The following is a 21,518-nucleotide window of genomic DNA, read 5'->3' as shown; positions in this document are numbered from 1 at the left end:
GAGTGGTTATGGGCAATCACCATGACAGTATCGCCCTGGACTGGGTGCGCGGAGAAATACAAGACACGCTGATTCAGGGTCAGCAGGCACTGGAGGCGTATGTCGAGAATCGCGACGACAGCGCCCGCCTGCGCTTCTGCCTGAACTATCTCCACCAGATCCACGGCACCCTGCAGATGGTCGAACTCTACGGTGCAGCCCTGCTCACCGAAGAGATGGAGAAGCTCACCCAGGCGCTGCTCAACGAGTCCGTCGCCAACACCGACGACGCCATCGAAGTGCTGATGCAGGCCATACTGCAGCTGCCCCAGTACCTGGAGCACCTGGGCACCAGCAAGGACGACTTCCCGCTGGTATTGCTGCCGCTGCTCAACGACTTGCGGGCCGCCCGCGGGGAATCGCTGCTGTCCGACACTTCCGTGTTCAAGCCCGACCTGACGTCAGCCCAGATCTCACCGACCCCCGCCGCTTCGCAACGACTCCAGGACCCCAAGGTGCTCGGTCACCTGCGCAAGCTGCGTCAGATGTACCAGTTTGCCCTCGCCGGCATCGTCCGGGAAGACGACCTGCGGGCCCACTTCGACTACCTGCAGAAGGTGGTGCTACGCCTGATCAAGCTGTGTCAGGGCACGCCCCGGGAGCAGTTCTGGCGCGCCGCGGGCGGGTTTGTGGAGTCGCTGCAAAGTGGCGACAACCCGGTAAACACCGCGGTCAAGTCGATCCTGCGCAATCTCGACAGCGAATTGCGCCGGCTGATCGACGAGCACGTTGACATCCTGCAGCAGGACATCCCCGAAGCCCTCTTCAAGCATTTGCTGTACTACGTGGCCAGGGCCCGGGACCTGGACAGCCCCTATGTGCGGGAATTGCGAACCCTGTATAAACTGGACCAGGCGCTGCCCTCGGATGCCGACGTGTCGGAGGCCCGCAGCCGCGTGGCCGGACCGGGCAAAGAAGCCATTCAGTCCGTGGTGGCGGCACTGAACGAAGAGCTGGCCAAGCTCAAGGATCAGCTCGACCTGTTTGTGCGGGCGGAATTCCGCCAGAACGACGAACTCGAGGAGCTGCTACCGGGCCTGCGCCAGGTTGCCAACACCCTCGCCGTGCTGGGCCTGGGCATACCGCGTCAGGTGGTGACCGAACAGATCGAACTGGTGGGCAAACTCAGCCGTCAGGCCGAGGCGGTGGATGACGGCACGTTGATGGATATTGCCGGCGCCCTGCTCTACGTGGAAGCCAGCCTGGCCGGACTGGAGAACGATCAGCGGCAACCGTCCACCAGCGGCGAGCCCCCCGCAGGCCCTGACTTCAGCAGCCAGGAGCTGAGCCAGGCCAACAGTGCCCTGCTGAGGGAATCCCGCAATACCCTTGAACAGGTCAAGACCGCCATCGTCAATTTCATCGCCTCGCAGTGGGACCAGCGCGAAATTGAGCATGTACCCGGCCTGTTGCACAGCATCTGCGGTGGCCTCAGCCTGGTGCCGCTGGAGCGGGTGGCCGCCCTGCTGACCGCTGCCGAACGATACATCTCCGAAGTCCTGCTGGACGCTCAACAAGTCCCGGACTGGAAGCAACTGGACGCCCTGGCCGATGCCATCACCAGCATCGAGTATTACCTGGAACGGCTGGCGGAAGACTCCGGCAGCAGTGACAGCATTCTCCAGGTTGCCACCGACAGCCTGGCGAACCTGGGCTTTCCGGCCGGCGCCGAACCGACCTGGTCGGCCTCCGACGATACCGCCGCTGACGCAACGGCCCCGGCCAGCTCGTCCCTGGCGCCCCAGGATACCGCCACCAAGGTTTCCGATGCCGAGCTGCTGGACGACGAAATTCTCGACATCTTCATCGAAGAAGCCGAAGAGGTCCTGCAGACCATTCACGACTACTACCCCCGGCTGCAGCACCAGCACGACGATCACGAGGCGCTCACCGAAGTGCGCCGTGCCTTCCACACCCTCAAGGGCAGTGGCCGTCTGGTCGGCGCCAGCAGCCTGGGCGAGCTGGCCTGGGCGGTGGAGAACCTGCTCAACCGGGTCATCGATCAAACCGTCAAACTCAATGACGACATCTTTGCGCTGGTGGATGCGAGCAACTTACGCATTCCCGAGCTGATAGGGGACTTTCGCCAGGGTGTTGCCGACAGCCCGGTGGACGAACTGGTTGCCCGGGCCGAAGCTCTGGCCACCACCAGCAAGGTGACCGGCGAAGCGGCCAGCGCCGACGCCGAACCCGACACGTCCATGCAGGCGGACGCCGTCGCCGCCAGCGAAACGGCAGCGATGGATGACGAGCTTGACGATCTGATCGACGACGAGATTCTGGAAATCTTCGTCGAGGAAGCCGGTGAGGTCCTCGACACCATCCGTGGATACTTGCCCATGCTGCTTCGCCAGCATGACGATCGCAGCGCGCTGACCGAAGTACGGCGCGCCTTCCACACCCTCAAGGGCAGCGGCCGGATGGTGGGCGCAGAGGTGATCGGGGAGCTGGCCTGGGCCATCGAGAACATGCTCAACCGGGTGATCGACGGCACCATCCTGATGAACGACGACGTCGCGGCACTGCTGGACGACGTCACCGGCGTACTGCCGGCGCTGGTCAACGATTTTCAGCAGCGACAGCCGTCGAGCCTCGACACCGCAGCTCTTGAGGCTCGCGCCAACGCGCTCGCCAATGGCGAGATTCCCGATGCCGCCACCATGCTCAAGGCCGATGTCGAGCCGGAACTGGCGACCGATTCGCTGGCCGGGGACGAGCTGGTGGACCCAGTGTTGCTGGACATTTTCGAGAGCGAAACCGAAACTCACCTGCAAACCCTCGAAACCTACCTCCGTCACGCCAGCGACAAGACCTCGGTGGCCTACACCGACGATGTCTCCCGCGCCTTGCACACCCTCAAGGGCAGCGCCCACACGGCGTCCATCGACCCCATTGCCAAGGTCATCGCACCGCTGGAGCACTACGTCAAGGATGCCCGGGCCGTCGGCCTGCGTGCCGATCAGGACGCCCTCGGTCTGATTCGCGACGCCTGCGGGTTCGTCTCCCAGGGGCTGGGCCAGATACGCGAAAACCCGCAAGCCGACCTGGCCGGCACTGACCAGTTTCTCGAACGCCTGGCCACGCTGGCGGCACGGACCCTCGGCAACCGCGCCGGCACGGCTTCCAGCGCGGCCAAACCGCAAACCGACCCGCAGCTGGTGCAACTGTTTCTCAACAGCGGGCTGGACACTCTGCTCGATGCCGAGCAGATCCTCGATCGCTGGGCTCAGCAACCGTCACAACGGGAGCAACTCGATACCCTGGTGCCGGAACTCCAGCAGCTCAACGACGGCGCGCAACAAGCCGGGCTGCCGGACGTTGCCGAGCTGGCCGCCGAGCTGGTTGAGCTCTACGACGCCATCCGGAGCAGCGGCGCGGATCCCGACCACGACACCTTTAGCACTGCCAAGGCCGGCCATGAGCACCTGATCAACATGATGGATCAGATTGCCGCCGGCCTGTCCACAGCCGCTGACGAGGCCGTGATCCAACAGCTGCAGGCGCTGGCCGAACGCTACGCCGCAGTGCCACGGCCCGATGCCTTCAGCGAGGAGTTCAGCGGCGATCTCGAGGTCATCGATTTCAGTCTCGATCAGGAGCTCGCCGGCGACCAGGAGCCGGAGACGGAGCTGCCGGTGGCGGAGGTGTCCGAGGCCGAGCACGAAGACGACGATCAGGCGCTGGTGGACATCTTCCTGGAGGAAGCCCGGGAACTGATCGACAGCACCGTCGAGGCCCTGCAGAGCTGGAGCGAGACGCCAGACAATACCGACCTGCTGCGATTGCTGCAGCGGGATCTGCACACCCTCAAGGGCGGCGCACGGCTGGCGGACTTCGGCGCCCTCGGTGACCTCGCCCATGAACTGGAAACCTTACTCGAAGGCCTCAGCGAGCAGCGCCTGGCCATCACCGAGCCCTTGTCAGACCTGCTGTTCCGCTGTCACGACCGGCTCGTGAGCATGGTCGAATCCCTCGAACAACAGCACCCCTTACGGCCCGCACCGGATCTGATCGGCGAGATTCAAGCCTATGCCGCAGCGGCCAGCGGCAGCCGGCCGGTGACCGAAGTCCATCAGCCAACACCGGCGGAACAAGTCGCCCCCAGTGGACCGGACCGGGAGCCCGCCAGTGTCAGCACCGAGGCGCTGGATCCCGAGCTGGCGGAGATCTTCCTGGAGGAGGCCGGCGAGATCATCAACACCACCGCCGAACAGCTCCACCAGTGGCAGGAAAATCCGAACCAACCAGATCTGGTCAAGGAGCTGCAGCGGGAGCTGCACACCCTCAAGGGTGGCGCCCGCATGGCGGAGATTGCGCCGGTGGCCGACATTGCCCATGAGATGGAAACCCTGTTCGAACGCATCGCCGATGGCCGGCTGGCCGCTACCGGTGCCCGCACCGACTTGGCACTGCAGGCCCACGACCAGCTCGCCGCCATGATCGAGAGCATTGCCGATACCGGTGAGTGCCTGGCCGTGCCCGAGATGGTGCAGGCGCTGCAGGCGGCACTTGTTGACGCACCCGCGTTCGAGTCAGCTCCCGACGAGTCCGAACCCGAGGTTGAAGCCAGCGCCGACAGCGACACTGGCGCCATCGTCCCTGAGGCTGAAACCGCGGCGGAACCTGAGACCGAAACCGAGCCCAGGGTCGCAGCCAGCGAACCGGCCGTTCACGCCCTGGAGCTGGCCGACCTGGACCCGGAACTGGTGGGCATTTTCCTCGAAGAAGCCTACGACCTGATCAACTCTACCGGCAGTTCGCTGCACACCTGGAGCGAAGCGCCGGACAACCGCGAGATTGCCGCCGAACTCCAGCGTGACGTGCACACCCTCAAGGGGGGCGCACGCATGGCGGGTGTTGACGCCATAGGCGATCTCACCCACGTGCTGGAAGACCTGTTCGAGAAACTCGCCGAAGGTCAGCTGGCGGCCTCCCCGGCCATGATCAACCTGCTGTTTGGCTGCCATGACCGGCTGGCACAGATGGTCGAGCAAGTGGCCACCCAGAAGCCCTGCCCAGCGGCAGACGAGCTGGTGGCGGAGGTCAAGGCCGCTCTCACCGCACCGGCCGGCGCAGAGGCGCCAGCCCACCCCGAGGAACCGGCCGCAGCCCCCATCACCGAGGATCTGATTGGCATCTTCCTCGACGAGGGTCTGGAAATCCATGAGGCCATCGAGGAGTGCCTGGCGCAGTGGCGGGAAGACCCGGAGGAACTGGCGGGTATCACCCAGCTGCAGCAGGAGCTGCACACCCTCAAGGGCGGCGCTCGCCTGGCCGACGTCGATGCCGTCGCCGACCTGGCGGACGCCTGGATTACCGCCCTGGATCGCCTCATCGCCGGCAGCCCCATGCAGCAGCAGGTGCTCAAGCTGAGTGATCAGGCCAGCCAGGCGGTACAGCGCATGCTGAGCACCCTGGAAACCGGCGAACCACTGAGCCCGGCCTCGGCGTTGATCGAGGAGTTCAGCCAGATCACCAAAGCAGCCCCGGGCGAGGTCGTGGACGACCACGAGCCCAGCGCCGAACCGGTGGACGCCGAGGTGATCGAAATTTTCCTGGAAGAAGCCCGGGAACTGCTGGATCAGCTCGAACAGTTGCTCGCAGACTGGCGCAAGGAACCGGACAACCACCCTTTCAACCGGGAAGCCCAACGCGCCCTGCACACCCTCAAGGGCGGCGCTCGGCTGTCACAGCTGACCGCCCTGGGTGACCAGGCCCATGGCCTCGAAACCCGGCTCATCGATCTCGGTGGCAATGCCCCGGACGAGGCCGCCTGGCAAGCCATCACCGCCGACTACGACACCCTGGTGACCAGCGTCGCCACCGTGCGCCAGCAATTCGAGGCCAGCACCGAGACGGCCGCGCCGGCACAACCGCCGACACCGCAGGCTGCGCCCGCGGAGCCAACGGTGGCCGCCCCGGTGAGCAAACCGGAACCGTCGGCACCGACACCCTCGGTGCCGCCCGAATCCGTGCCGCCCAAGGCCGACCAAGCCAAACCGGCGAGCAAGAAGGCCGGCGCCGGACGGACGCCCACCCAGGAGTCGATTCGAGTCAGCGCGCCGCTGCTGGATGAGCTGGTGAACCTGGCCGGCGAAACCAGTATCACCCGCGGCCGCCTGGAGCAGCAGAGCAGCGACTTCGGCCACACCCTTGAGGAGATGGCGGCCACCATCGAGCGTTTGCGGGAACAGCTGCGGCGCATGGACATCGAAACCGAAGCCCAGATTCTGTTCCGTGCCGAACGCGAGCATGGCCCCGATTACGGCGAAGATTTCGACCCCCTGGAGATGGACCGTTACTCCTCGATCCAGCAGCTGTCGCGCGCCCTGGGCGAATCCGCCTCGGATCTTGCCGACTTGCGGGAGACCCTGACGGACCGGGTGCGGGATACCGAGACCCTGTTGGTGCAGCAATCCCGGATCAACACCGAGCTGCAAGAGGGGCTGATGAAAACCCGGATGATTCCATTCGCCTCCATGGTGCCGAGGCTGCGAAGGATCGTCCGTCAGATCAGCGGCGAACTGGGCAAGAAGGTGGACTTCGACGTCCGTAACCCGGAAGGCGAGATGGATCGCAACATTCTGGAACGGATGATCGCGCCGCTCGAACACATGTTGCGCAACGCCCTCGATCACGGCATCGAACAGCCCGAGGTTCGCCGCCAATCCGGCAAGCCGGAAACCGGTGAGGTGACGCTGTCACTGACCCGGGAAGGGGGCGACGTGGTACTGCGGATGATGGATGACGGCGCCGGCATTCCGTCACAGGTCATCCGCGACAAGGCCATTCGCCAGGGCATGCTGCGCGAGGACGAGGAACTCAGTGATCGCGAAGTGCTGCAGTTCATCCTCCAGCCCGGCTTCTCCACTGCCCAGCAGGTCACCCAGATCTCCGGTCGTGGTGTCGGCATGGACGTGGTGGCCAGCGAAATCAAACAGCTCGGTGGCAGCCTGGATATCGATTCGACCCTGGGCCACGGCACCACGTTCACGCTGCGGCTGCCGTTCACGGTGTCGGTCAACCGGGCGCTGATGGTGTCCACCGGCGAAGACTTCTACGCCATCCCGCTGAACACCATTGAGGGCATCGTGCGGGTCAGCACCTACGAGCTGGAGGAGTACTACCAGCCGGATGCGCCGTTGTATGAGTACGCCGGCCAGCAATACCGGCTGCAGTACCTGGGCAGCCTGTTGCACAGCGATCATCATCCCAAGCTCCAGGGCCAGGCACTGCCGCTACCGGTCATTCTGGTCCGGGGCTCCGAGCAGCCCATGGCGCTGCAAGTGGACAGCCTGATGGGCAGCCGCGAAATCGTGGTGAAATCCCTCGGCCCCCAGTTCAGCTCGGTTCGCGGCGTCTCCGGCGCCACCATCCTGGGTGATGGTAACGTGGTGGTGATTCTTGACCTGCCGGCGATGATCCGGTCCGACATCCTGTCCGAACGCCAGCGCCTGGCCGACCAGGCCAGCAGCCAGGAGACCTTGCGCCGGGAGGCCCGTCCCACCGTGGTGATGGTGGTGGACGACTCAGTCACCGTGCGCAAGGTCACCTCCCGCCTGCTGGAACGCAACGGCATGGAAGTGGTGACCGCCAAAGACGGCCTCGACGCCGTGGCGCAATTGCAGGATCACCGCCCGGACGTCATCCTGCTGGACATCGAGATGCCACGAATGGATGGCTTCGAAGTGGCCAGTTTCGTGCGCCACGACAGCAGCCTGAGGGACACCCCCATTTGCATGATCACCTCGCGGACCGGTCAGAAGCACCGCGAGCGGGCGCTGTCCATCGGCGTCAACGAGTATCTGGGCAAGCCGTTCCAGGAGTCGCAATTGTTGGCCACCATTGAACGGTTAGCCGGTAATCGCTGATGCCGGCAACAACGGGGCGGCCATCGGTCGGTATCGTGTCTGACGATGTCCTGCAGCGTCACCGGTTGCAGGAGGCCATCGCCCGATTCGGGCTGGAAGGCTGCTTTAGCGGTGATCCGGAGCGCCTACTGGGCTACCGGCAACTACCCGAAGCCCGACTCTGGCTAGTCACCCTGCAGGACGAAACCGATCAGGCGGCGCTGTTTGAACACCTGCTCGAAGGCACCGACGCACCGGTACTGTTCGGGCTCGATAGCGCCCCCAAGCCCGGCAGCACCGACTACATCCGCTGGGAACGGCGGCTGCAGGACAAGTTGGAACGCCACCTGGGTGTGCTCGAAGAACTGGACACCGAAGCCGACCTGGAACAGTTGGCGGTACGACTGCCGGAGGCCGACGCCGCTCCCGGCCTGCCGCGCTGGATTCCGCCAGCGGCACCGGACGCGCCCGCCGATGAGGTCTGGATTCTGGGCGCATCGCTGGGCGGACCCGCGGCGGTGAAGGAGTTTCTCGACCACCTGCCGCCCGGCCTGCCCGTGGGCTTCATCTACGCTCAGCACATCGACGGCAATTTCACCGATGTACTGACCCGGGTACTGGGCCGGCACGCCCATTACCAGCTCCGGCACGCCACCCCCGGACTGCAGGTGGCCAACGGTGACGTGGTGTTGCTGCCGGTGGAGCACGAATGGACCCTGGCCAAAGACGGTGCTCTGGAGGAACAGGCCAACCCCTGGCCGGGGCCTTATGGCCCCTCCATCGACCAGGTGCTGCTGAACGTCGGCGAGCACTACGGGGCTCGCAGCCACGCCATCCTGTTTTCCGGCATGGGCAATGACGGCGCCATCGCCGCGCCGCTGTTACGGGCCTATGGCAGCCGAATCTGGGTTCAGGACAGCGCCAGCTGCGCCAACAGCTCGATGCCGGACTCGGTGGCCAAGACCGGCTGCGTCAGCTTCACCGGCACGCCACGGCAATTGGCCAGCGAACTTGTCAAAACCATCGAGGAATCCTGTTTGCTGAAGAACCGTCAGCAACGGAATCCTGCCTGAGGAACCGAATGATGAATGAGAGCAGCCAACTCCTGCCCTGCGTGCTGATCCCGATGCACGATCGCCACCTGCTGTTACCCAACGTTTCGGTGGCGGAAATCGTCGACCGCGCCGCCGTGGAACCCCGGACCGAGGCACCCGCGTGGCTGGTCGGCGATCTCAACTGGCGCGGCCTGCAGCTCCCGGTCATCTCTTACGACGCCGCCAATGGCAGCGCCGCCGCCCCGGCCGCCAATCGCGGCCGCATCGCGGTGTTGAACAGCATTGGCCAACACCACAACGAGTTGCCGTTTCTGGCGCTGCTGACCCAGGGCATCCCCAGCCAGACCCGGTTGGCCGAAGAGCAAATTCGCCGCTTCGAGGGCGAAACCGGCCCCGCCGACCTGATGCTGGTGGACGTCGAAGGCGAAACCGCCTGCATTCCCGATCTTGAGTACCTGGAGTCGCTGGCCCTGGAAGCCGGCACTGACAGAGCACGGTGACGCCCGCCCGGGCGAATGTTATAATGTTGCAAATTTTCACCGTGACCATGGCCACATGTCCAGCAAGGCATTGCCCTACCGCCCCCATAACCATGCGGCCTGCGTCCAGCAGGCACTGGCCGGCGCCCGCGCCGTCTGCAAGGCGCAGAACGCCCGCCTGACCCCCACCCGGGAGCGGGTGCTGGAGCTGATCTGGCAATCCCACAAGCCACTCGGGGCCTACGATGTGCTCGCCGCCCTGGCTGAAGATGGCCACAATGCGGCACCGCCCACGGTGTACCGGGCGCTCGATTTTCTGTTGCAATACGGACTGGTGCATCGCATCGCCTCACTCAACGCCTTCATCGGTTGCACCCACGCCGGCGAACATCACACCAGCGTGTTCCTGATCTGCCGCAGTTGCCGCAATGCCCTCGAACTGGCCGCACCGAGCGTGGCCGACGCGGTCCGTGAGGCCGCGGCGGCGCAGGCGTTCACCCCCGAAGAAACCACCATCGAGATCGCGGGCCAGTGCCCCAATTGCCGCCATGACTGAACGACTGGTCACCCTCAACGACGTGTCGGTGCGCTTCGATGGCCCGCCGGTGGTCGACCGGATCAACCTGACGGTCAACCGCGGCGACATCGTCACCATCATCGGCCCCAATGGCGCCGGCAAGACCACGCTGATCAAGGCGGTACTCGGCATCCAGAAAGTGAGCAGCGGCGATATCTGGCGCCAACCCGGTGCCCGCATCGGCTACGTGCCACAGCACCTGATCCTGCAGCCAACCTTGCCACTCAGCGTACGTCGCTTCCTGATGCTGACCGGTGAACCGGAGTCGGCGTGTCGCGAGGCCCTCGCCCAGACCGGTGTCGCCCACCTGTTCGGGGCCTCGGTACATCACCTGTCCGGCGGCGAGAAACAGCGTTTGCTGATCGCCCGCGCGCTGGCCCGGAAACCGGACCTGCTGGTGCTCGACGAACCGGCCCAGGGCGTCGATATCAATGGCCAGGCCGCGCTGTACGAGCTGATTCGTGGCTTGCGCGACCGGCTCAACTGCGGGGTGATCATGATTTCCCACGATCTGCACCTGGTCATGGCGGCCACTGACCGGGTTATCTGCCTGAATCAGCACGTCTGCTGTAGCGGCCATCCGGCGGACATCTCCACCGACCCCGCCTTTATCGAAACCTTCGGTCAGCGGGTCGCTGAGAGCCTGGCCGTGTACCACCACCATCACAATCACCAGCACAACCTCCACGGCGACGTGGTCGGCGCCGCAGGCGATTCCGCTGGCCATGAGGACTGCGACCACCATGGCGTTCATTGACTCCGTACTCGGCGATTTCTTTTGGCGCGCACTGATCGGCGGCCTGGGTGTCGCCCTGGTCGCCGGACCACTGGGCTGTTTCGTGGTCTGGCGCCGGATGGCCTACTTTGGCGACACCCTCGCCCATTCCGCCCTGCTGGGCATCGCCCTGGGCTTTCTGCTGCAGCTGCCGCTCAACCTGACCATTGCCGGCACCTGTGTCGCTCTCGCACTGATTCTGGTGGTGCTGGCCCGCAGCCGCACCCTGGCCACCGACACCCTGCTGGGCATTCTCGCCCACAGCGCCCTGGCCATTGGCCTGGTCACCCTGAGCTTCATGCCGGAAGTGCGGGTCGATCTCAGTGGCTACCTGTTCGGCGACCTGCTGGCCATGAGCCGTGACGACCTGGCCTGGATCTACGGTGGCGCGGCGGTCATCCTGGCGTTGCTGTTCAAGCTGTGGCGGGGGCTGCTGATGGCCACCATTCACGAAGAACTCGCCCGCGTGGAGGGCTTTCCGGTGGAACGCCTGCGCTTGTTGCTGATGCTGATGTTCTCGCTGGTCATCGCGGTGGCCATGAAGATTGTCGGCGTGCTGCTGATTACCGCGCTGCTGATCATACCGGCGGCAACCGCCCGGCGCCTGGCACGCACCCCGGAGCACATGGTCTTGCTGGCGGTGGTCCTCGGCATGGTGTCGGTGGCCGGCGGTCTGAGCCTGTCCTGGTACGGCGACAGCCCCGCCGGGCCCTCGGTGGTGGTGACCGCCTTCGGCCTGTTCCTGCTGGTCTACGGCATGGTAAGGCGGCCCCACAGCTGAGCCGCTTTCCCAACTCCCCAGCGGTGGTCTAAAGTGAATCTGAGACCGCCGGGCCCCTGAACCTGCCCGCCACCGCCGGAGACCACCATGCCCCTGCCCAGGCCATCAGGCCGATTCCTCGTACTGTTCTGGCTGCCCCTGTTACTGCTGGTGCTGGGCCTGGGCTTGACCTGGCGCAACACCAAGCTCGCCGCCGACAGTGTCCAGGCCCAGGCCGGGCAGATGCTGGCGGTACGGCAGCGGGCGCTGGCCACCTTGCTGGAGACCCAACGCGTCCTCCTGCTGGAAAGCAGCCGCTTGCTGGTCGCCAGTCCGCTGCAGGATGTCAGCCAGTTCCGAGGCCGGGCCAGTGCCTTGATGGCGCGCCACCCCATGCTGCAAAGCGTGGAATTGATCCGCCGGGTGCCGGAGCACCGCGGGCCCGATACCGAAGTCGGTATCCCCGCACCTCACTCTGGAGCCAGCCAGTTTCATCGCTGGGGTGAGAATCCGGCCGCCGAGCCCGTAGAGCCACGGCCCGGCGACCTGATCGTCCAATGGAGCCTGGGCCGGGACGGCATCGGTGAGCCCGGAGTGGGCATGGGACTGCTGGCCACCTCGGTGCCCCACTGGCAGCAAGCCCTGGCCGGCGCACACCGGCAGCAGACGGTGACCGCGACGCCGGCGCGTGCGGTGGCGCTCGGTACCGGCAGCGATCAACTGATTCGGCTGTTTCTGCCGGTCACCCGCAACGAACTGCTGAGCCTGTCGTTCCCGCCGGAGCGCTGGCTAGGAGCCTTGTACGGCGGCTATTACAGCCCGGACATCCAGCTCACCGTGCATGACCTCAGCCAACACACCAAGACCCCGTTGTACCAGCAGCTGGTGGAGGGCGAACCGATGGCGGACCAGGCCCTGCGGACCGAGGTGGCCATCGGCGACCGCTATTGGATGCTGGCCAGCGTGCCGACCCGCAACCTGTTCGGCCGGGCCAGCGCCGGGTTGCGCCAACAACTGTGGTGGTCAGGACTGGGCTTTGCGCTGCTGGTTTCACTGCTGTTGTGCTGGCCCATCGTCCGCGGATGGCAGCTCAGGCAGACACTGCGCCAGTGCCAGAACGAGCAACTCCAGCTGGCGCAGAATTTCGCCAACCTGGAGGTGGAAAAAACCATTCTGCACCAGGCGCTGGAAGAAAGCGGGCAACGCAGCCGGGACCTGATCGGGCTGGCGGGCGGTTTTATTGCGGAAGTGGACGAACAGCTGCGGATTGGCTTTATCTCTGACCAGGTCGCGGAATTGCTGGACCAGGCCCCTGCCGAGATGGTCAATCAGCGGTTCGATGAACTGGTGACGCCGCCTTACCGGGATAATTTCCTGGCCACGCTGAAGGCCTCGCGGGAAGAGCGCGGCTTTGCCCGGATCGACCTGGAGCTGCAGGGCAACAACGCACCGCCATTGCCGGTGTCATTGCGGCTAAAGGCGTTGGCCAATCCGGTACACGGCTGTGTCGGTTATCGCATCAGCGCCCTGCCCAGACACTGAGCGGCGCTAACTGCCGGCCGATAGGCGCTTGTGGCTGCCGTCACAAAACGGTGGCGTGGCGGTCTGCTTGCAGGCGCAAAACCAGATCCATTCCGTTTTTTCCGCACTGAAGCGTACGGGCCGCAAGCCACTGCCTTTGTGGGAACCGTCGCAAAACGGCTGGTTTCCGCTGCGCCCGCAGGCACACCAGAAATAGTCCTTGCCCGCTTCGACCAAGACGGAACAGGGAGTGGTACGGGCAATTTGGGGCTGGGCCGTTTCAGACATACGAATTACCTCCTTCTGGTCACCCAGCAGTATAGCCAGCTTCCGCGTGGGGGTATTGTGCAACCAAGCATATGCCCTTATCATTATATTCCTTTTTCGTTATGCGCCGTTCCGTAAACGCCATTTTCATTACATGAGAGCATCCCCATGTCTGAACGCCGCCGCGTGCTGTTTGTCTGTTCTGCCAACAGCGCCCGATCCCTGATGGCCGAGGCCCTGCTAACGACTATGGCGGGCGATCAGTACCTGGTCGCCAGCGCCGGCAGCCAACCCACCGCACCGCACCCGCTGGCCCTGCAATGCCTGGCCGAGGCCGGCATCGATACCGACGGCCTGCGCAGTAAACCGCTCAGTGAGGTGGCCGATCAGCACTGGGATTATGTCATCGCCCTGTGTGACAAGGCCGCTCTGGAATGCCAGACCCTGGCGACGTCCGGGCAGCGCATCGCCTGGGATTTTCCCGATCCGGCCACCACCCATCGCCTCGCTGCGTTTGCCAGGGTGATGAGTGAACTGCGCGAGCGGCTCAAACTGTTCGTGACGGTGCATCAGAAGGCCCCGGCCATCCCGCTGCATCATCACCCGGCGAGCGTGTTCAAACTGCTCGGCGACGACAACCGGCTGGCCATCATGCACCTGCTCCAACGCCAGGGCGAACTGTGCGTGTGCGATCTGACCTCCGCCTTGCAGCTATCCCAGCCACGGATCAGCCGGTTCCTGGCGCAATTACGGGAACAGGCGCTGGTCGCGGACGAGCGCCGTGGCCAGTGGGTCTACTACCGGCTCCACCCGGCGCTGCCACACTGGCTTCATGAGGTGCTCGCACACACCGCCGCTGCCAACGGCGACAACCTGACCCCAATGATCGAACGCCTGGCGGCGCTGGCCGTCCGCCCCGAAGATCGCTGTACCACGGAGACTGAATCATGAGCACCATCAAAGTGGGTATCAACGGCTTTGGCCGTATGGGCCGGCTGGCACTGCGGGCCGCCTTCGACTGGCCGGACCTGGAATTCGTGGCCATCAACGATCCCGGCGCCGGGGCCGAGACCCTCGCCCATCTGCTGAACTTCGACAGCGTCCACGGCCGCTGGCACCACGACGTCGAAGCCGACGGCGACCACCTGGTCGTTGCCGGGCAACGCATTGTCGTCACCACCAACAGCGCCATCGCCGACACTGACTGGTCCGCCTGCGACGTGGTCATTGAGGCCAGTGGCAAGATGCGTAAGGTAGCGCTGCTGAACGACTTTTTGGCGCAGGGGGTCAACCGGGTGGTGGTCACCGCCCCGGTCAAGGAAGCCGGCGTCAAGAACATCGTCATGGGGGTCAACGACCAGGAGTTCGATCCCGGCCAGCACCGCATCGTCACCGCCGCCTCCTGCACGACCAACTGCCTGGCGCCGGTGATCAAGGTGATTCACGAGCGGCTGGGCATCCGGCACGGCTCCATCACCACCATCCACAGCCTCACCAACACCCAGACCATCATCGACGCCCCTCATAAGGACCTGCGTCGGGCCCGGGCCTGTGGCAGTTCGCTCATTCCCACCTCCACCGGCTCCGCCACCGCCATCGTCGAGATCTTCCCCGAGCTCAAGGGACGGCTGGATGGCCATGCCGTGCGCGTACCGCTGACCAACGCCTCGTTGACCGATTGCGTGTTCGAGGTGGCCACCGCCACCGACCGCGACACCGTCAACCGCTTGCTGCGGGAAGCCGCCGAGGGCGAGCTCAGCGGTATCCTGGGTTACGAGGAGCGACCACTGGTCTCCATTGACTATCAGACCGACCCGCGCTCGGCCATTATCGACGCCCTCTCCACCCTGGTGGTCAACGGCACCCAGGTAAAACTCTACGCCTGGTACGACAACGAGTGGGGCTACGCCAACCGCACCGTGGAACTGGTGCGCAAGGTAGGGGCCGCCGACGCATGAGCCCGGAGGTTCGCCAGTACCTGGTCATCACCGGCAACTACTGGGCCTTCACCCTCACCGACGGCGCCTTGCGGATGCTGGTGGTGCTGCATTTCCACCAGCTCGGTTACTCGCCGCTGGAGATCGCCCTGCTGTTCGTGTTCTACGAGTTGTTCGGGGTGGTGACCAATTTGGTGGGCGGCTACCTGGGTGCCCGTCTGGGGCTGAATCGGACCATGAATCTGGGCCTGCTGTTGCAGGTGGTGGCACTGGCGATGCTGGCGGTGCCCGCCACGATGCTGACCGTGCCCTGGGTGATGGCCGCCCAGGCGCTGTCCGGCATCGCCAAGGACCTCAACAAGCTGTCCGCCAAGAGCGGCATCAAGCTGCTGGTGCCGGGGGCGCACCAGGGCCGGCTCTATCGTTGGGTGGCGCTGCTGACCGGTTCCAAGAACACCCTCAAGGGGGTGGGTTTCTTCCTCGGCGGCGCACTGCTGATGTTGGCGGGATTCAAGGGTGCGGTATTACTGATGGGCAGCGCCCTGGTGTTGGTCTGGCTGGCCAGTCTGGCACTCCTGAAAGCGGAACTGGGTAAGAGCCGGGCCAAGCCCAGGTTTACCGATGTGCTGTCCAAGAGCCGGGCCATCAACGTGTTGTCCGCCGCCCGGCTGTGCCTGTTCGGCGCCCGCGATGTCTGGTTCGTGGTGGCGTTGCCGGTGTACCTGCACACGGTGTTCGGCTGGGACTTCTGGACCGTGGGCGGTTTCATGGCGCTGTGGGTCATCGGCTACGGCTTCATCCAGACCATCGCGCCCGCCCTGACCGGCCGCTCCCACGGTGCTGTCCCTGGCCGGCGGGCCATCGTCGCTTGGGCGGCGCTACTCGCGACGGTACCGGCACTGATCGCCGTTGGCCTGATGACCGACCTGCCCGCACCGCTCATCCTGGTGGGAGGTCTGTTGGTGTTTGGGGGTCTGTTCGCCATCAACTCTTCGCTGCACAGCTATTTGATTGTCAGCCATGCCCGCGAGGATGGGGTGTCGCTGGATGTGGGCTTCTACTACATGTCCAATGCCGCCGGGCGGCTGCTGGGGACGGTGCTGTCCGGCTGGGTGTATCAACAGTACGGGCTGGAGGCGTGTTTGTGGATTTCAGCGGCATTGGTGACGGTGGCCGCGCTGTTTGCGGCGTTGTTGCCGGAGCAGAAGGCAACGGCGCCGGCCTGATGTCCCTGGGGCTGGCAATCGTGACCAGGATCTCCCCCAGACACGCCCGCAAGTACATCCCTGTAGGGCTCGACTGTGGCCATCCCTGGCCACAGACGGTCTGGGGGAGATCCTGGCCACGCTCGCCGCTCTAGCCGCTCAGCAGTTCCTCAGCCCCTCAAAGACTCAGACTCACCGGAGAACAGCACGATGCTGACGCCGGTATTGGGTGGAGCTTTTCCAGACTGTCTGAGGCCAGGGATGGCCGAAGCCAAGCGCACATGGATGTGCTCGCAGCGAGTCTGGAAAAGCTTCACCCAATGGCGGCCGCCTCAAGGCCCTCAGTCCTTGGGCGAAATCAGACTCAATCCGCCTTTACGTTACAACGGCTGCAACACATCCCTCAGCCGCCCGCTCTCCACCAGCTCCAGGAACTCATCCCCCAGCTGATCGCTGGCGGCCACCGCCGCCCGCCAGGCCTTTTCGCGACCGGCATCGTCGCCCAGATAACGCTCGAAGTCCTTGCGGTCCGGCAACTTCCTGTCCGGTAGCGACTCCAGGTAGGCCTTCGACGGCGCCACCAGCACCACGTCCTGCAGCCGGTTGGCATCGCCGCGACGCCAGGGCAGCGACTTGTCGAACCAGCCGGGGATCACCTTGTCGGTGAAGTGGGGATACAGCACCACGCCCGGCTGCTCGTAGGGCAGATCCAGGTGGTAGTCCAGCAGGCCGCCGTCCCGATAGACCCCTTCCGGTGCGCCGGGAATATTACGCACACCCGCCATCACCAGCGGAATTGACGCCGACGCCAACAGCGCCGGCAGCAGGTTGTCCCGGGTCAACGACACCTGGTGGCTGGGAAAATCCACCAGCTTGGCCACCGGGGTTGGCAAACGGCGGTCATGAATGATACCCCGCTCCATAAACCGGCCCAGATGCCGGCGACTGACCATGTTGGCGCTGATGGCATTCATCAGCCCCAACCCCAGCCGGCCGCGACCATCGTGCTGCAGCAAACCCAGGCTCCGCACAACCACGATGTTGAGCCGATAATCGGGATGGTTGAGCAGGTAGTCCTCGCGTCCCGCCAGCAGCTCTTCCAGGAACAGCACACTCTTGCGACTGACTTCGGCCGCACTGACCCCCTTGGCGAAGCGCTGGGCGGTGTACAGTTCCGCCAACCTGGTGAGTTGGGCCTTGGGATCGTCACCCGATGCCACCGCGGCAAACCGCCAGCTGCCAATGGACGAACCGATCAGCGCCCTTTCCTGGGGCGCCTGCGGTAGCCAGTCACCAAAAATGGCCTTGTCCAGCCCGGTCAGACCCAGGGCCTTGGGGCCACCCGCTGCGCCGGGAATGACATGAACATCTTGCGGCCTCAGCGGGTTGGCTTGCAGGCGTTCAAGAGCGCGACGCCCTGCCCGCACGGTCAGTGCCGGGGCCCGGGTGTGAATTGCGGTCATAGTAGGTTCTCCGAGTTGACCCGCGAGTGTAACCAAGCGCGCTGGCGCTGGCCACTTGTCGCAGCGTTGTTGTGGTACGCTTGCAAGACACGTTCCCGGCTTCAACGTTATGTCTGCGATTCACCAACCCGATTCCACCCGTCAAAAGATTCTGCTCACTGCCCTGGAGCTGTTCGCCGCACATGGTCTCGATGGCGTGTCGTTGCGCACCATCAGCGCGGAGTCGGGCACTCGCAATTCGGCAGCCGCGCACTACCATTTTGGCAACCGGCTGGGCCTCATTGACGGCATTCTGACGATGATCACCGATTATCTCGAACCCCAGTTCGAGAGTGCCTTTCAGGGAGTTGAGCAGGCACCAGGCCCAACCCTGCGCGATGTGGTCAAGGCCATGTGCGCGCCCTACCTGTCACTACTGTCCGGCACCCCGCCCTGGGGATCGGCGGCATTACGGTTCATGGCCCACCTTCACACCGACAACACCCAACCGGTGATCCGGCTGCTCAACCAGCACTTCCGGGCCGATCTGGAACGGATCGAGCTCCAGCTGCATCGGGTGTTGCCACAGACCGACCGCGCCACCCTGCGGCTCCGGCTCGGATTCACTCTGGTGAATCTGATTCACGGCGCCGCGGAGATCCATCTGCTGGCCACCTCGCCCTTTGGCGACATACGCCCCGACGATGCCACACTGTTCCACCAGTTTGTGGACTATGTCGAAGGCGGACTCGGCTTTAACAGCCCGGACCGATAATTTCCTAGCCGCTCCTTGCGGCCATGCTAGACTGATTCAAAGGCACTAGGGAGCTAGCAGTGGATTCTCTGTCCTCGCCGCTCAAGCAATCCGCAACCAATCCCACCCTGGTGGTGCTCGGCTTCCGACGGCGGATCATCTACCACCTACACTTCTGGGCGCTGATCGCGGTGGTGCCTCTGGTGGTGGTGCAGTGGCGTCTGCAAAATTACCTGCTGTCGTCACTGCTGGTGGCGTTCTGTATCAACGCGGTGCTGGTGATCGGTTTTCTGCGCTGGCGGCGGATCTATTTTCTCCAGGGCTGGGCGTTTGTGGTGTTGGCGATGATGTCGTCGGCCTACTCCATGCTCATCAATGGCCACGCCGGTCTTTACTGGGCCTACCCGACGGCCGCTGCGACGTTTTTCCTGCTGCCACTCAGGCAAGCCGCCACCAGCAGCAGCCTGTTCGTCACCACCATCGCCGCCATCACCTTTCTGACCTTTGCACGCCAGGATTTTTGGCGCATCACGTTTTCGCTGGGTCTCACCTGCATCTTCGTGATGGTGTTCGCCTGGCTGGTGGGACGGCTGAAGGAGGAACTGACCCGACTGGCCACCACCGACCCGCTCACCGGCTGCCTCAACCGCTCCCAGCTGGCCGATCTCCTCAACAGCCAGATTCAGATGCGGGAGCGTTACGAACGGGTGTCCAGCCTGGTCCTGCTGGATCTGGATCATTTCAAGAACATTAACGACCGATGGGGGCATGTCGCCGGTGATCGGGTGCTGAAAGAAATGGTGCTGCGCGTCCGCAAACGGCTGCGGGAGAGTGACCGGCTGTTCCGCATCGGAGGCGAGGAGTTTATGGTGATGCTACCGGAAACCCGACAGCGCGACGCCGAACAACTGACCCAGGAGCTGTTGAGTAACATCAGTGCGACCCCATTCGTGGACGACATCCCGCTCACCGCCAGTGCCGGAGTCACCGAAGTGGTCAAGGGTGAAACCTGGTCCACCTGGCTCAACCGGGCCGACCAGGCACTGTTCAGCGCCAAGCGGCAGGGTCGCAACCGGATGGTGAGTGTTACCGGAAGGCCGCAGTGAGCAGCGAATTGACCGGCCGGGACACTAGCTCTTGAGATGGGACTGGAAGGCCTGGAACGCCTCGAACACCAGTTCTGGTGCCTCATAATGGGGGTAGTGCCCCGCCCGCTGCAGCCCGACCAAATCCGCGTCCGGTATCATTTCATTGAAACGCCGGGCCATGGCCACGCCTGAAATCGGATCGACCCGCCCATAAATCACCCGGACCGGCTGCGCGGCCCGCTGCAGAGCCCCCACCCAGCGATTGCGGTGACACCGGCGCTCCTCCATGAAGCGGATCAAGCGGTGCAACACGCCACGGCCATTGTTGTAGGTCAACAGCTGCCAGAACTGATCCAGTTCCTGGACGGACGGCCAACGCATACCGCCAAACAGGCGCCGGAACTGGGTTTCAAACAGCCGTCGCGACAGGCCTCGACTGACCAACCCGCCCATCGGACCACCGAGCAGTTTCTGGATCAGTAGCGGCCGGTGCACCTCCGGGAACAGGGCGCCATTGAGAAAGCAGACGCTGGCGATGGCAAAGGGCAACTCACCCTCCTGCTCCCGCGCCATCAGCTCCTGGGCCACGCTACAGCCGTAGTCATGGACCAGCAGGTGCACCCGTTTCAGACCCATCTGCTCCAGCCAGCCCTGGTGCAAATCGGCCTGATCCTCGATGCTGTACTTGTGCCGAGGGGGCTTGTCGGAGAAGCCAAAACCTAGCATGTCCAGGGCCAAAACCCGATAGTGCCGCGCCAGCATGGGCCAGAGTCGGCTCCAGTCCCAACTGGCAGTGGGGTAGCCGTGAATCAGCACCAGTGGCTCACCCTGACCTTCCATACGGCAGAAAATGGCGTGGCCCTCATAGCGGAACCACTTACCACCCTGCTGCCAGGCATCCAGGGTCATCGGCCGGATAAGGGACCTTACATTACCCGCCACGGCGGGATTGACCTGTTCCATTGTCGAATGTTGTCTCACGTTGCTCGGATTGCATCAGCATAGCTGGCTACTTTAGTTCATGGATCGCCATTCGACCATCTTCGCTGAGGCCAAAACCGTAAATAACGTTATGATTAACCGGATAATTTGCGCTCGATCAAGTTGAGCCATGGAGCCTGGCCGCGGTTTAGCATAAAGTAATCGACGAGGGGCGCTCCGAAAGCGTTCCTCGGGTACACCGAATAACGAGCGATGAGTCTATGGCCGACGACCTGACAGCACTGAGCACTCACTATCAACAGATTCTCGAGCGGCTGGGCGAAGACCCGCAGCGAGAGGGGCTGGCGAACACGCCGCTGCGGGCGGCCAAGGCGATGCAGTTTCTCACCAAGGGCTACCAGCAGACCCTGGAAGAACTGGTCAATGGCGCCATCTTCGAGTCCTCCATGGACGAGATGATCGTGGTTCAGGACATTGAGCTGTACAGCCTCTGCGAACACCACATGCTGCCGTTCATCGGTAAATGCCACATTGCCTATATTCCCAAGGGCAAGGTGCTGGGATTGTCCAAACTGGCCCGAATTGTCGACATGTACGCCCGGCGCCTGCAAATCCAGGAGAACCTGACCCGGGAAATTGCCGAGGCGGTGGAACAGGTCACCGACGCCAGTGGCGTGGCCGTGGTGATCGAGGCGCAACATATGTGCATGATGATGCGCGGCGTCGAAAAGCAGAACTCATTGATGAAAACCTCGATGATGCTCGGCTCCTTCCGCTCATCCCAGGCAACCCGCAACGAATTTCTGACCCTGATCCATCGACGCTGA

16 protein-coding genes are annotated in these 21,518 nt (G+C 64.0%); 13 read left to right on the top strand and 3 right to left on the bottom strand.

Features of this window, described 5'->3' with window-relative positions:
• The first annotated feature begins 8 nt into the window (after positions 1-8).
• The 7 genes from N6L25_RS09785 to N6L25_RS09755 all read left to right on the top strand — a co-directional run bounded on the left by N6L25_RS09785 (position 9) and on the right by N6L25_RS09755 (position 13,077).
• Entirely contained in the window at positions 9-7,910 is a 7,902-nt protein-coding gene (locus N6L25_RS09785; protein WP_271979681.1) for an Hpt domain-containing protein, read from the top strand.
• Positions 7,910-8,962 carry a chemotaxis protein CheB gene (locus tag N6L25_RS09780; RefSeq protein ID WP_271979679.1) on the top strand — a complete coding sequence of 351 codons (1,053 nt, stop codon included), beginning with the start codon at positions 7,910-7,912 and terminating at the stop codon, positions 8,960-8,962. The genes N6L25_RS09785 and N6L25_RS09780 overlap by 1 nt, the downstream gene beginning before the upstream one ends.
• An 11-nt stretch (positions 8,963-8,973) precedes the next feature.
• Positions 8,974-9,444: a chemotaxis protein CheW gene (locus N6L25_RS09775; RefSeq protein ID WP_271979677.1), complete on the top strand. Its 471-nt coding sequence runs from the start codon at positions 8,974-8,976 to the stop codon at positions 9,442-9,444.
• A 55-nt stretch (positions 9,445-9,499) separates the two neighbouring features.
• Positions 9,500-9,979 (top strand): Fur family transcriptional regulator, encoded by a 480-nt coding sequence (locus tag N6L25_RS09770; protein ID WP_271979675.1) that lies wholly within the window; start codon positions 9,500-9,502, stop codon positions 9,977-9,979.
• Complete coding sequence (gene znuC / locus N6L25_RS09765; protein WP_271979673.1) at positions 9,972-10,757, top strand: zinc ABC transporter ATP-binding protein ZnuC; 786 nt, start codon at positions 9,972-9,974, stop codon at positions 10,755-10,757. Before N6L25_RS09770 ends, znuC begins: the two co-directional genes overlap by 8 nt.
• Complete coding sequence (znuB, locus tag N6L25_RS09760) at positions 10,744-11,556, top strand: zinc ABC transporter permease subunit ZnuB (protein WP_271979671.1); 813 nt, start codon at positions 10,744-10,746, stop codon at positions 11,554-11,556. Before znuC ends, znuB begins: the two co-directional genes overlap by 14 nt.
• Positions 11,557-11,643: 87 nt before the next feature.
• Complete coding sequence (locus tag N6L25_RS09755; protein ID WP_271979669.1) at positions 11,644-13,077, top strand: PAS domain-containing protein; 1,434 nt, start codon at positions 11,644-11,646, stop codon at positions 13,075-13,077.
• A gap of 6 nt (positions 13,078-13,083) precedes the next feature.
• Here the strand turns inward: N6L25_RS09755 and N6L25_RS09750 are convergent, their stop codons facing one another.
• Complete coding sequence (locus N6L25_RS09750; RefSeq protein WP_271979667.1) at positions 13,084-13,344, bottom strand: CDGSH iron-sulfur domain-containing protein; 261 nt, start codon at positions 13,342-13,344, stop codon at positions 13,084-13,086.
• Positions 13,345-13,491: 147 nt separating this feature from the next.
• On the opposite strand from N6L25_RS09750, the gene N6L25_RS09745 reads away from it, so the two are divergent.
• From N6L25_RS09745 to arsJ, 3 genes are read left to right on the top strand one after another with little or no spacing between them, the layout of a single operon-like run.
• Positions 13,492-14,274: a metalloregulator ArsR/SmtB family transcription factor gene (locus tag N6L25_RS09745; protein WP_271979666.1), complete on the top strand. Its 783-nt coding sequence runs from the start codon at positions 13,492-13,494 to the stop codon at positions 14,272-14,274.
• On the top strand, positions 14,271-15,281 hold the full coding sequence (locus tag N6L25_RS09740) for an ArsJ-associated glyceraldehyde-3-phosphate dehydrogenase (RefSeq protein WP_271979664.1): 1,011 nt from the start codon (positions 14,271-14,273) through the stop codon (positions 15,279-15,281). The genes N6L25_RS09745 and N6L25_RS09740 overlap by 4 nt, the downstream gene beginning before the upstream one ends.
• Positions 15,278-16,486, top strand: a complete 1,209-nt coding sequence (arsJ, locus tag N6L25_RS09735) for an organoarsenical effux MFS transporter ArsJ (protein ID WP_271979662.1) — start codon at positions 15,278-15,280, stop codon at positions 16,484-16,486. Before N6L25_RS09740 ends, arsJ begins: the two co-directional genes overlap by 4 nt.
• A gap of 359 nt (positions 16,487-16,845) precedes the next feature.
• Here the strand turns inward: arsJ and N6L25_RS09730 are convergent, their stop codons facing one another.
• On the bottom strand, positions 16,846-17,928 hold the full coding sequence (locus tag N6L25_RS09730; protein ID WP_271979660.1) for a patatin-like phospholipase family protein: 1,083 nt from the start codon (positions 17,926-17,928) through the stop codon (positions 16,846-16,848).
• Between the two features lie 109 nt (positions 17,929-18,037).
• Between N6L25_RS09730 and N6L25_RS09725 the strand changes: the two genes are divergently transcribed.
• Both N6L25_RS09725 and N6L25_RS09720 read left to right on the top strand, forming a co-directional pair.
• The gene (locus N6L25_RS09725; protein ID WP_271979657.1) at positions 18,038-18,682 is read left to right on the top strand and encodes a TetR/AcrR family transcriptional regulator; all 645 of its coding nucleotides are present in this window, start codon (positions 18,038-18,040) and stop codon (positions 18,680-18,682) included.
• Positions 18,683-18,741: 59 nt separating this feature from the next.
• Entirely contained in the window at positions 18,742-19,767 is a 1,026-nt protein-coding gene (locus tag N6L25_RS09720; protein WP_271979655.1) for a GGDEF domain-containing protein, read from the top strand.
• A 24-nt stretch (positions 19,768-19,791) separates the two neighbouring features.
• Here the strand turns inward: N6L25_RS09720 and N6L25_RS09715 are convergent, their stop codons facing one another.
• On the bottom strand, positions 19,792-20,712 hold the full coding sequence (locus N6L25_RS09715; RefSeq protein ID WP_271979653.1) for an alpha/beta fold hydrolase: 921 nt from the start codon (positions 20,710-20,712) through the stop codon (positions 19,792-19,794).
• A gap of 239 nt (positions 20,713-20,951) precedes the next feature.
• On the opposite strand from N6L25_RS09715, the gene folE reads away from it, so the two are divergent.
• Positions 20,952-21,518, top strand: a complete 567-nt coding sequence (gene folE / locus N6L25_RS09710) for a GTP cyclohydrolase I FolE (RefSeq protein WP_271979651.1) — start codon at positions 20,952-20,954, stop codon at positions 21,516-21,518.

This window comes from Marinobacter sp. SS21 (genome assembly GCF_028369065.1).
Lineage (GTDB): Bacteria > Pseudomonadota > Gammaproteobacteria > Pseudomonadales > Oleiphilaceae > Marinobacter.
Note: the sequence above shows the minus strand (reverse complement) of the source record. Positions and strands in the feature narration are given on the sequence as shown.

What these genes read in the sequence shown, in the direction of transcription:
- N6L25_RS09770 (WP_271979675.1), top strand. Translation starts at nt 9,500, where the DNA reads ATGTCCAGCAAGGCATTGCCCTACCGCCCCCATAACCATGCGGCCTGC.
- N6L25_RS09750 (WP_271979667.1), bottom strand. Translation starts at nt 13,344, where the DNA reads ATGTCTGAAACGGCCCAGCCCCAAATTGCCCGTACCACTCCCTGTTCC.
- N6L25_RS09715 (WP_271979653.1), bottom strand. Translation starts at nt 20,712, where the DNA reads ATGGAACAGGTCAATCCCGCCGTGGCGGGTAATGTAAGGTCCCTTATC.
- N6L25_RS09725 (WP_271979657.1), top strand. Translation starts at nt 18,038, where the DNA reads ATGTCTGCGATTCACCAACCCGATTCCACCCGTCAAAAGATTCTGCTC.
- N6L25_RS09755 (WP_271979669.1), top strand. Translation starts at nt 11,644, where the DNA reads ATGCCCCTGCCCAGGCCATCAGGCCGATTCCTCGTACTGTTCTGGCTG.
- N6L25_RS09730 (WP_271979660.1), bottom strand. Translation starts at nt 17,928, where the DNA reads ATGACCGCAATTCACACCCGGGCCCCGGCACTGACCGTGCGGGCAGGG.
- folE (WP_271979651.1), top strand. Translation starts at nt 20,952, where the DNA reads ATGGCCGACGACCTGACAGCACTGAGCACTCACTATCAACAGATTCTC.
- N6L25_RS09785 (WP_271979681.1), top strand. Translation starts at nt 9, where the DNA reads ATGGGCAATCACCATGACAGTATCGCCCTGGACTGGGTGCGCGGAGAA.
- N6L25_RS09775 (WP_271979677.1), top strand. Translation starts at nt 8,974, where the DNA reads ATGAATGAGAGCAGCCAACTCCTGCCCTGCGTGCTGATCCCGATGCAC.
- N6L25_RS09745 (WP_271979666.1), top strand. Translation starts at nt 13,492, where the DNA reads ATGTCTGAACGCCGCCGCGTGCTGTTTGTCTGTTCTGCCAACAGCGCC.
- znuC (WP_271979673.1), top strand. Translation starts at nt 9,972, where the DNA reads ATGACTGAACGACTGGTCACCCTCAACGACGTGTCGGTGCGCTTCGAT.
- N6L25_RS09740 (WP_271979664.1), top strand. Translation starts at nt 14,271, where the DNA reads ATGAGCACCATCAAAGTGGGTATCAACGGCTTTGGCCGTATGGGCCGG.
- N6L25_RS09780 (WP_271979679.1), top strand. Translation starts at nt 7,910, where the DNA reads ATGCCGGCAACAACGGGGCGGCCATCGGTCGGTATCGTGTCTGACGAT.
- znuB (WP_271979671.1), top strand. Translation starts at nt 10,744, where the DNA reads ATGGCGTTCATTGACTCCGTACTCGGCGATTTCTTTTGGCGCGCACTG.
- arsJ (WP_271979662.1), top strand. Translation starts at nt 15,278, where the DNA reads ATGAGCCCGGAGGTTCGCCAGTACCTGGTCATCACCGGCAACTACTGG.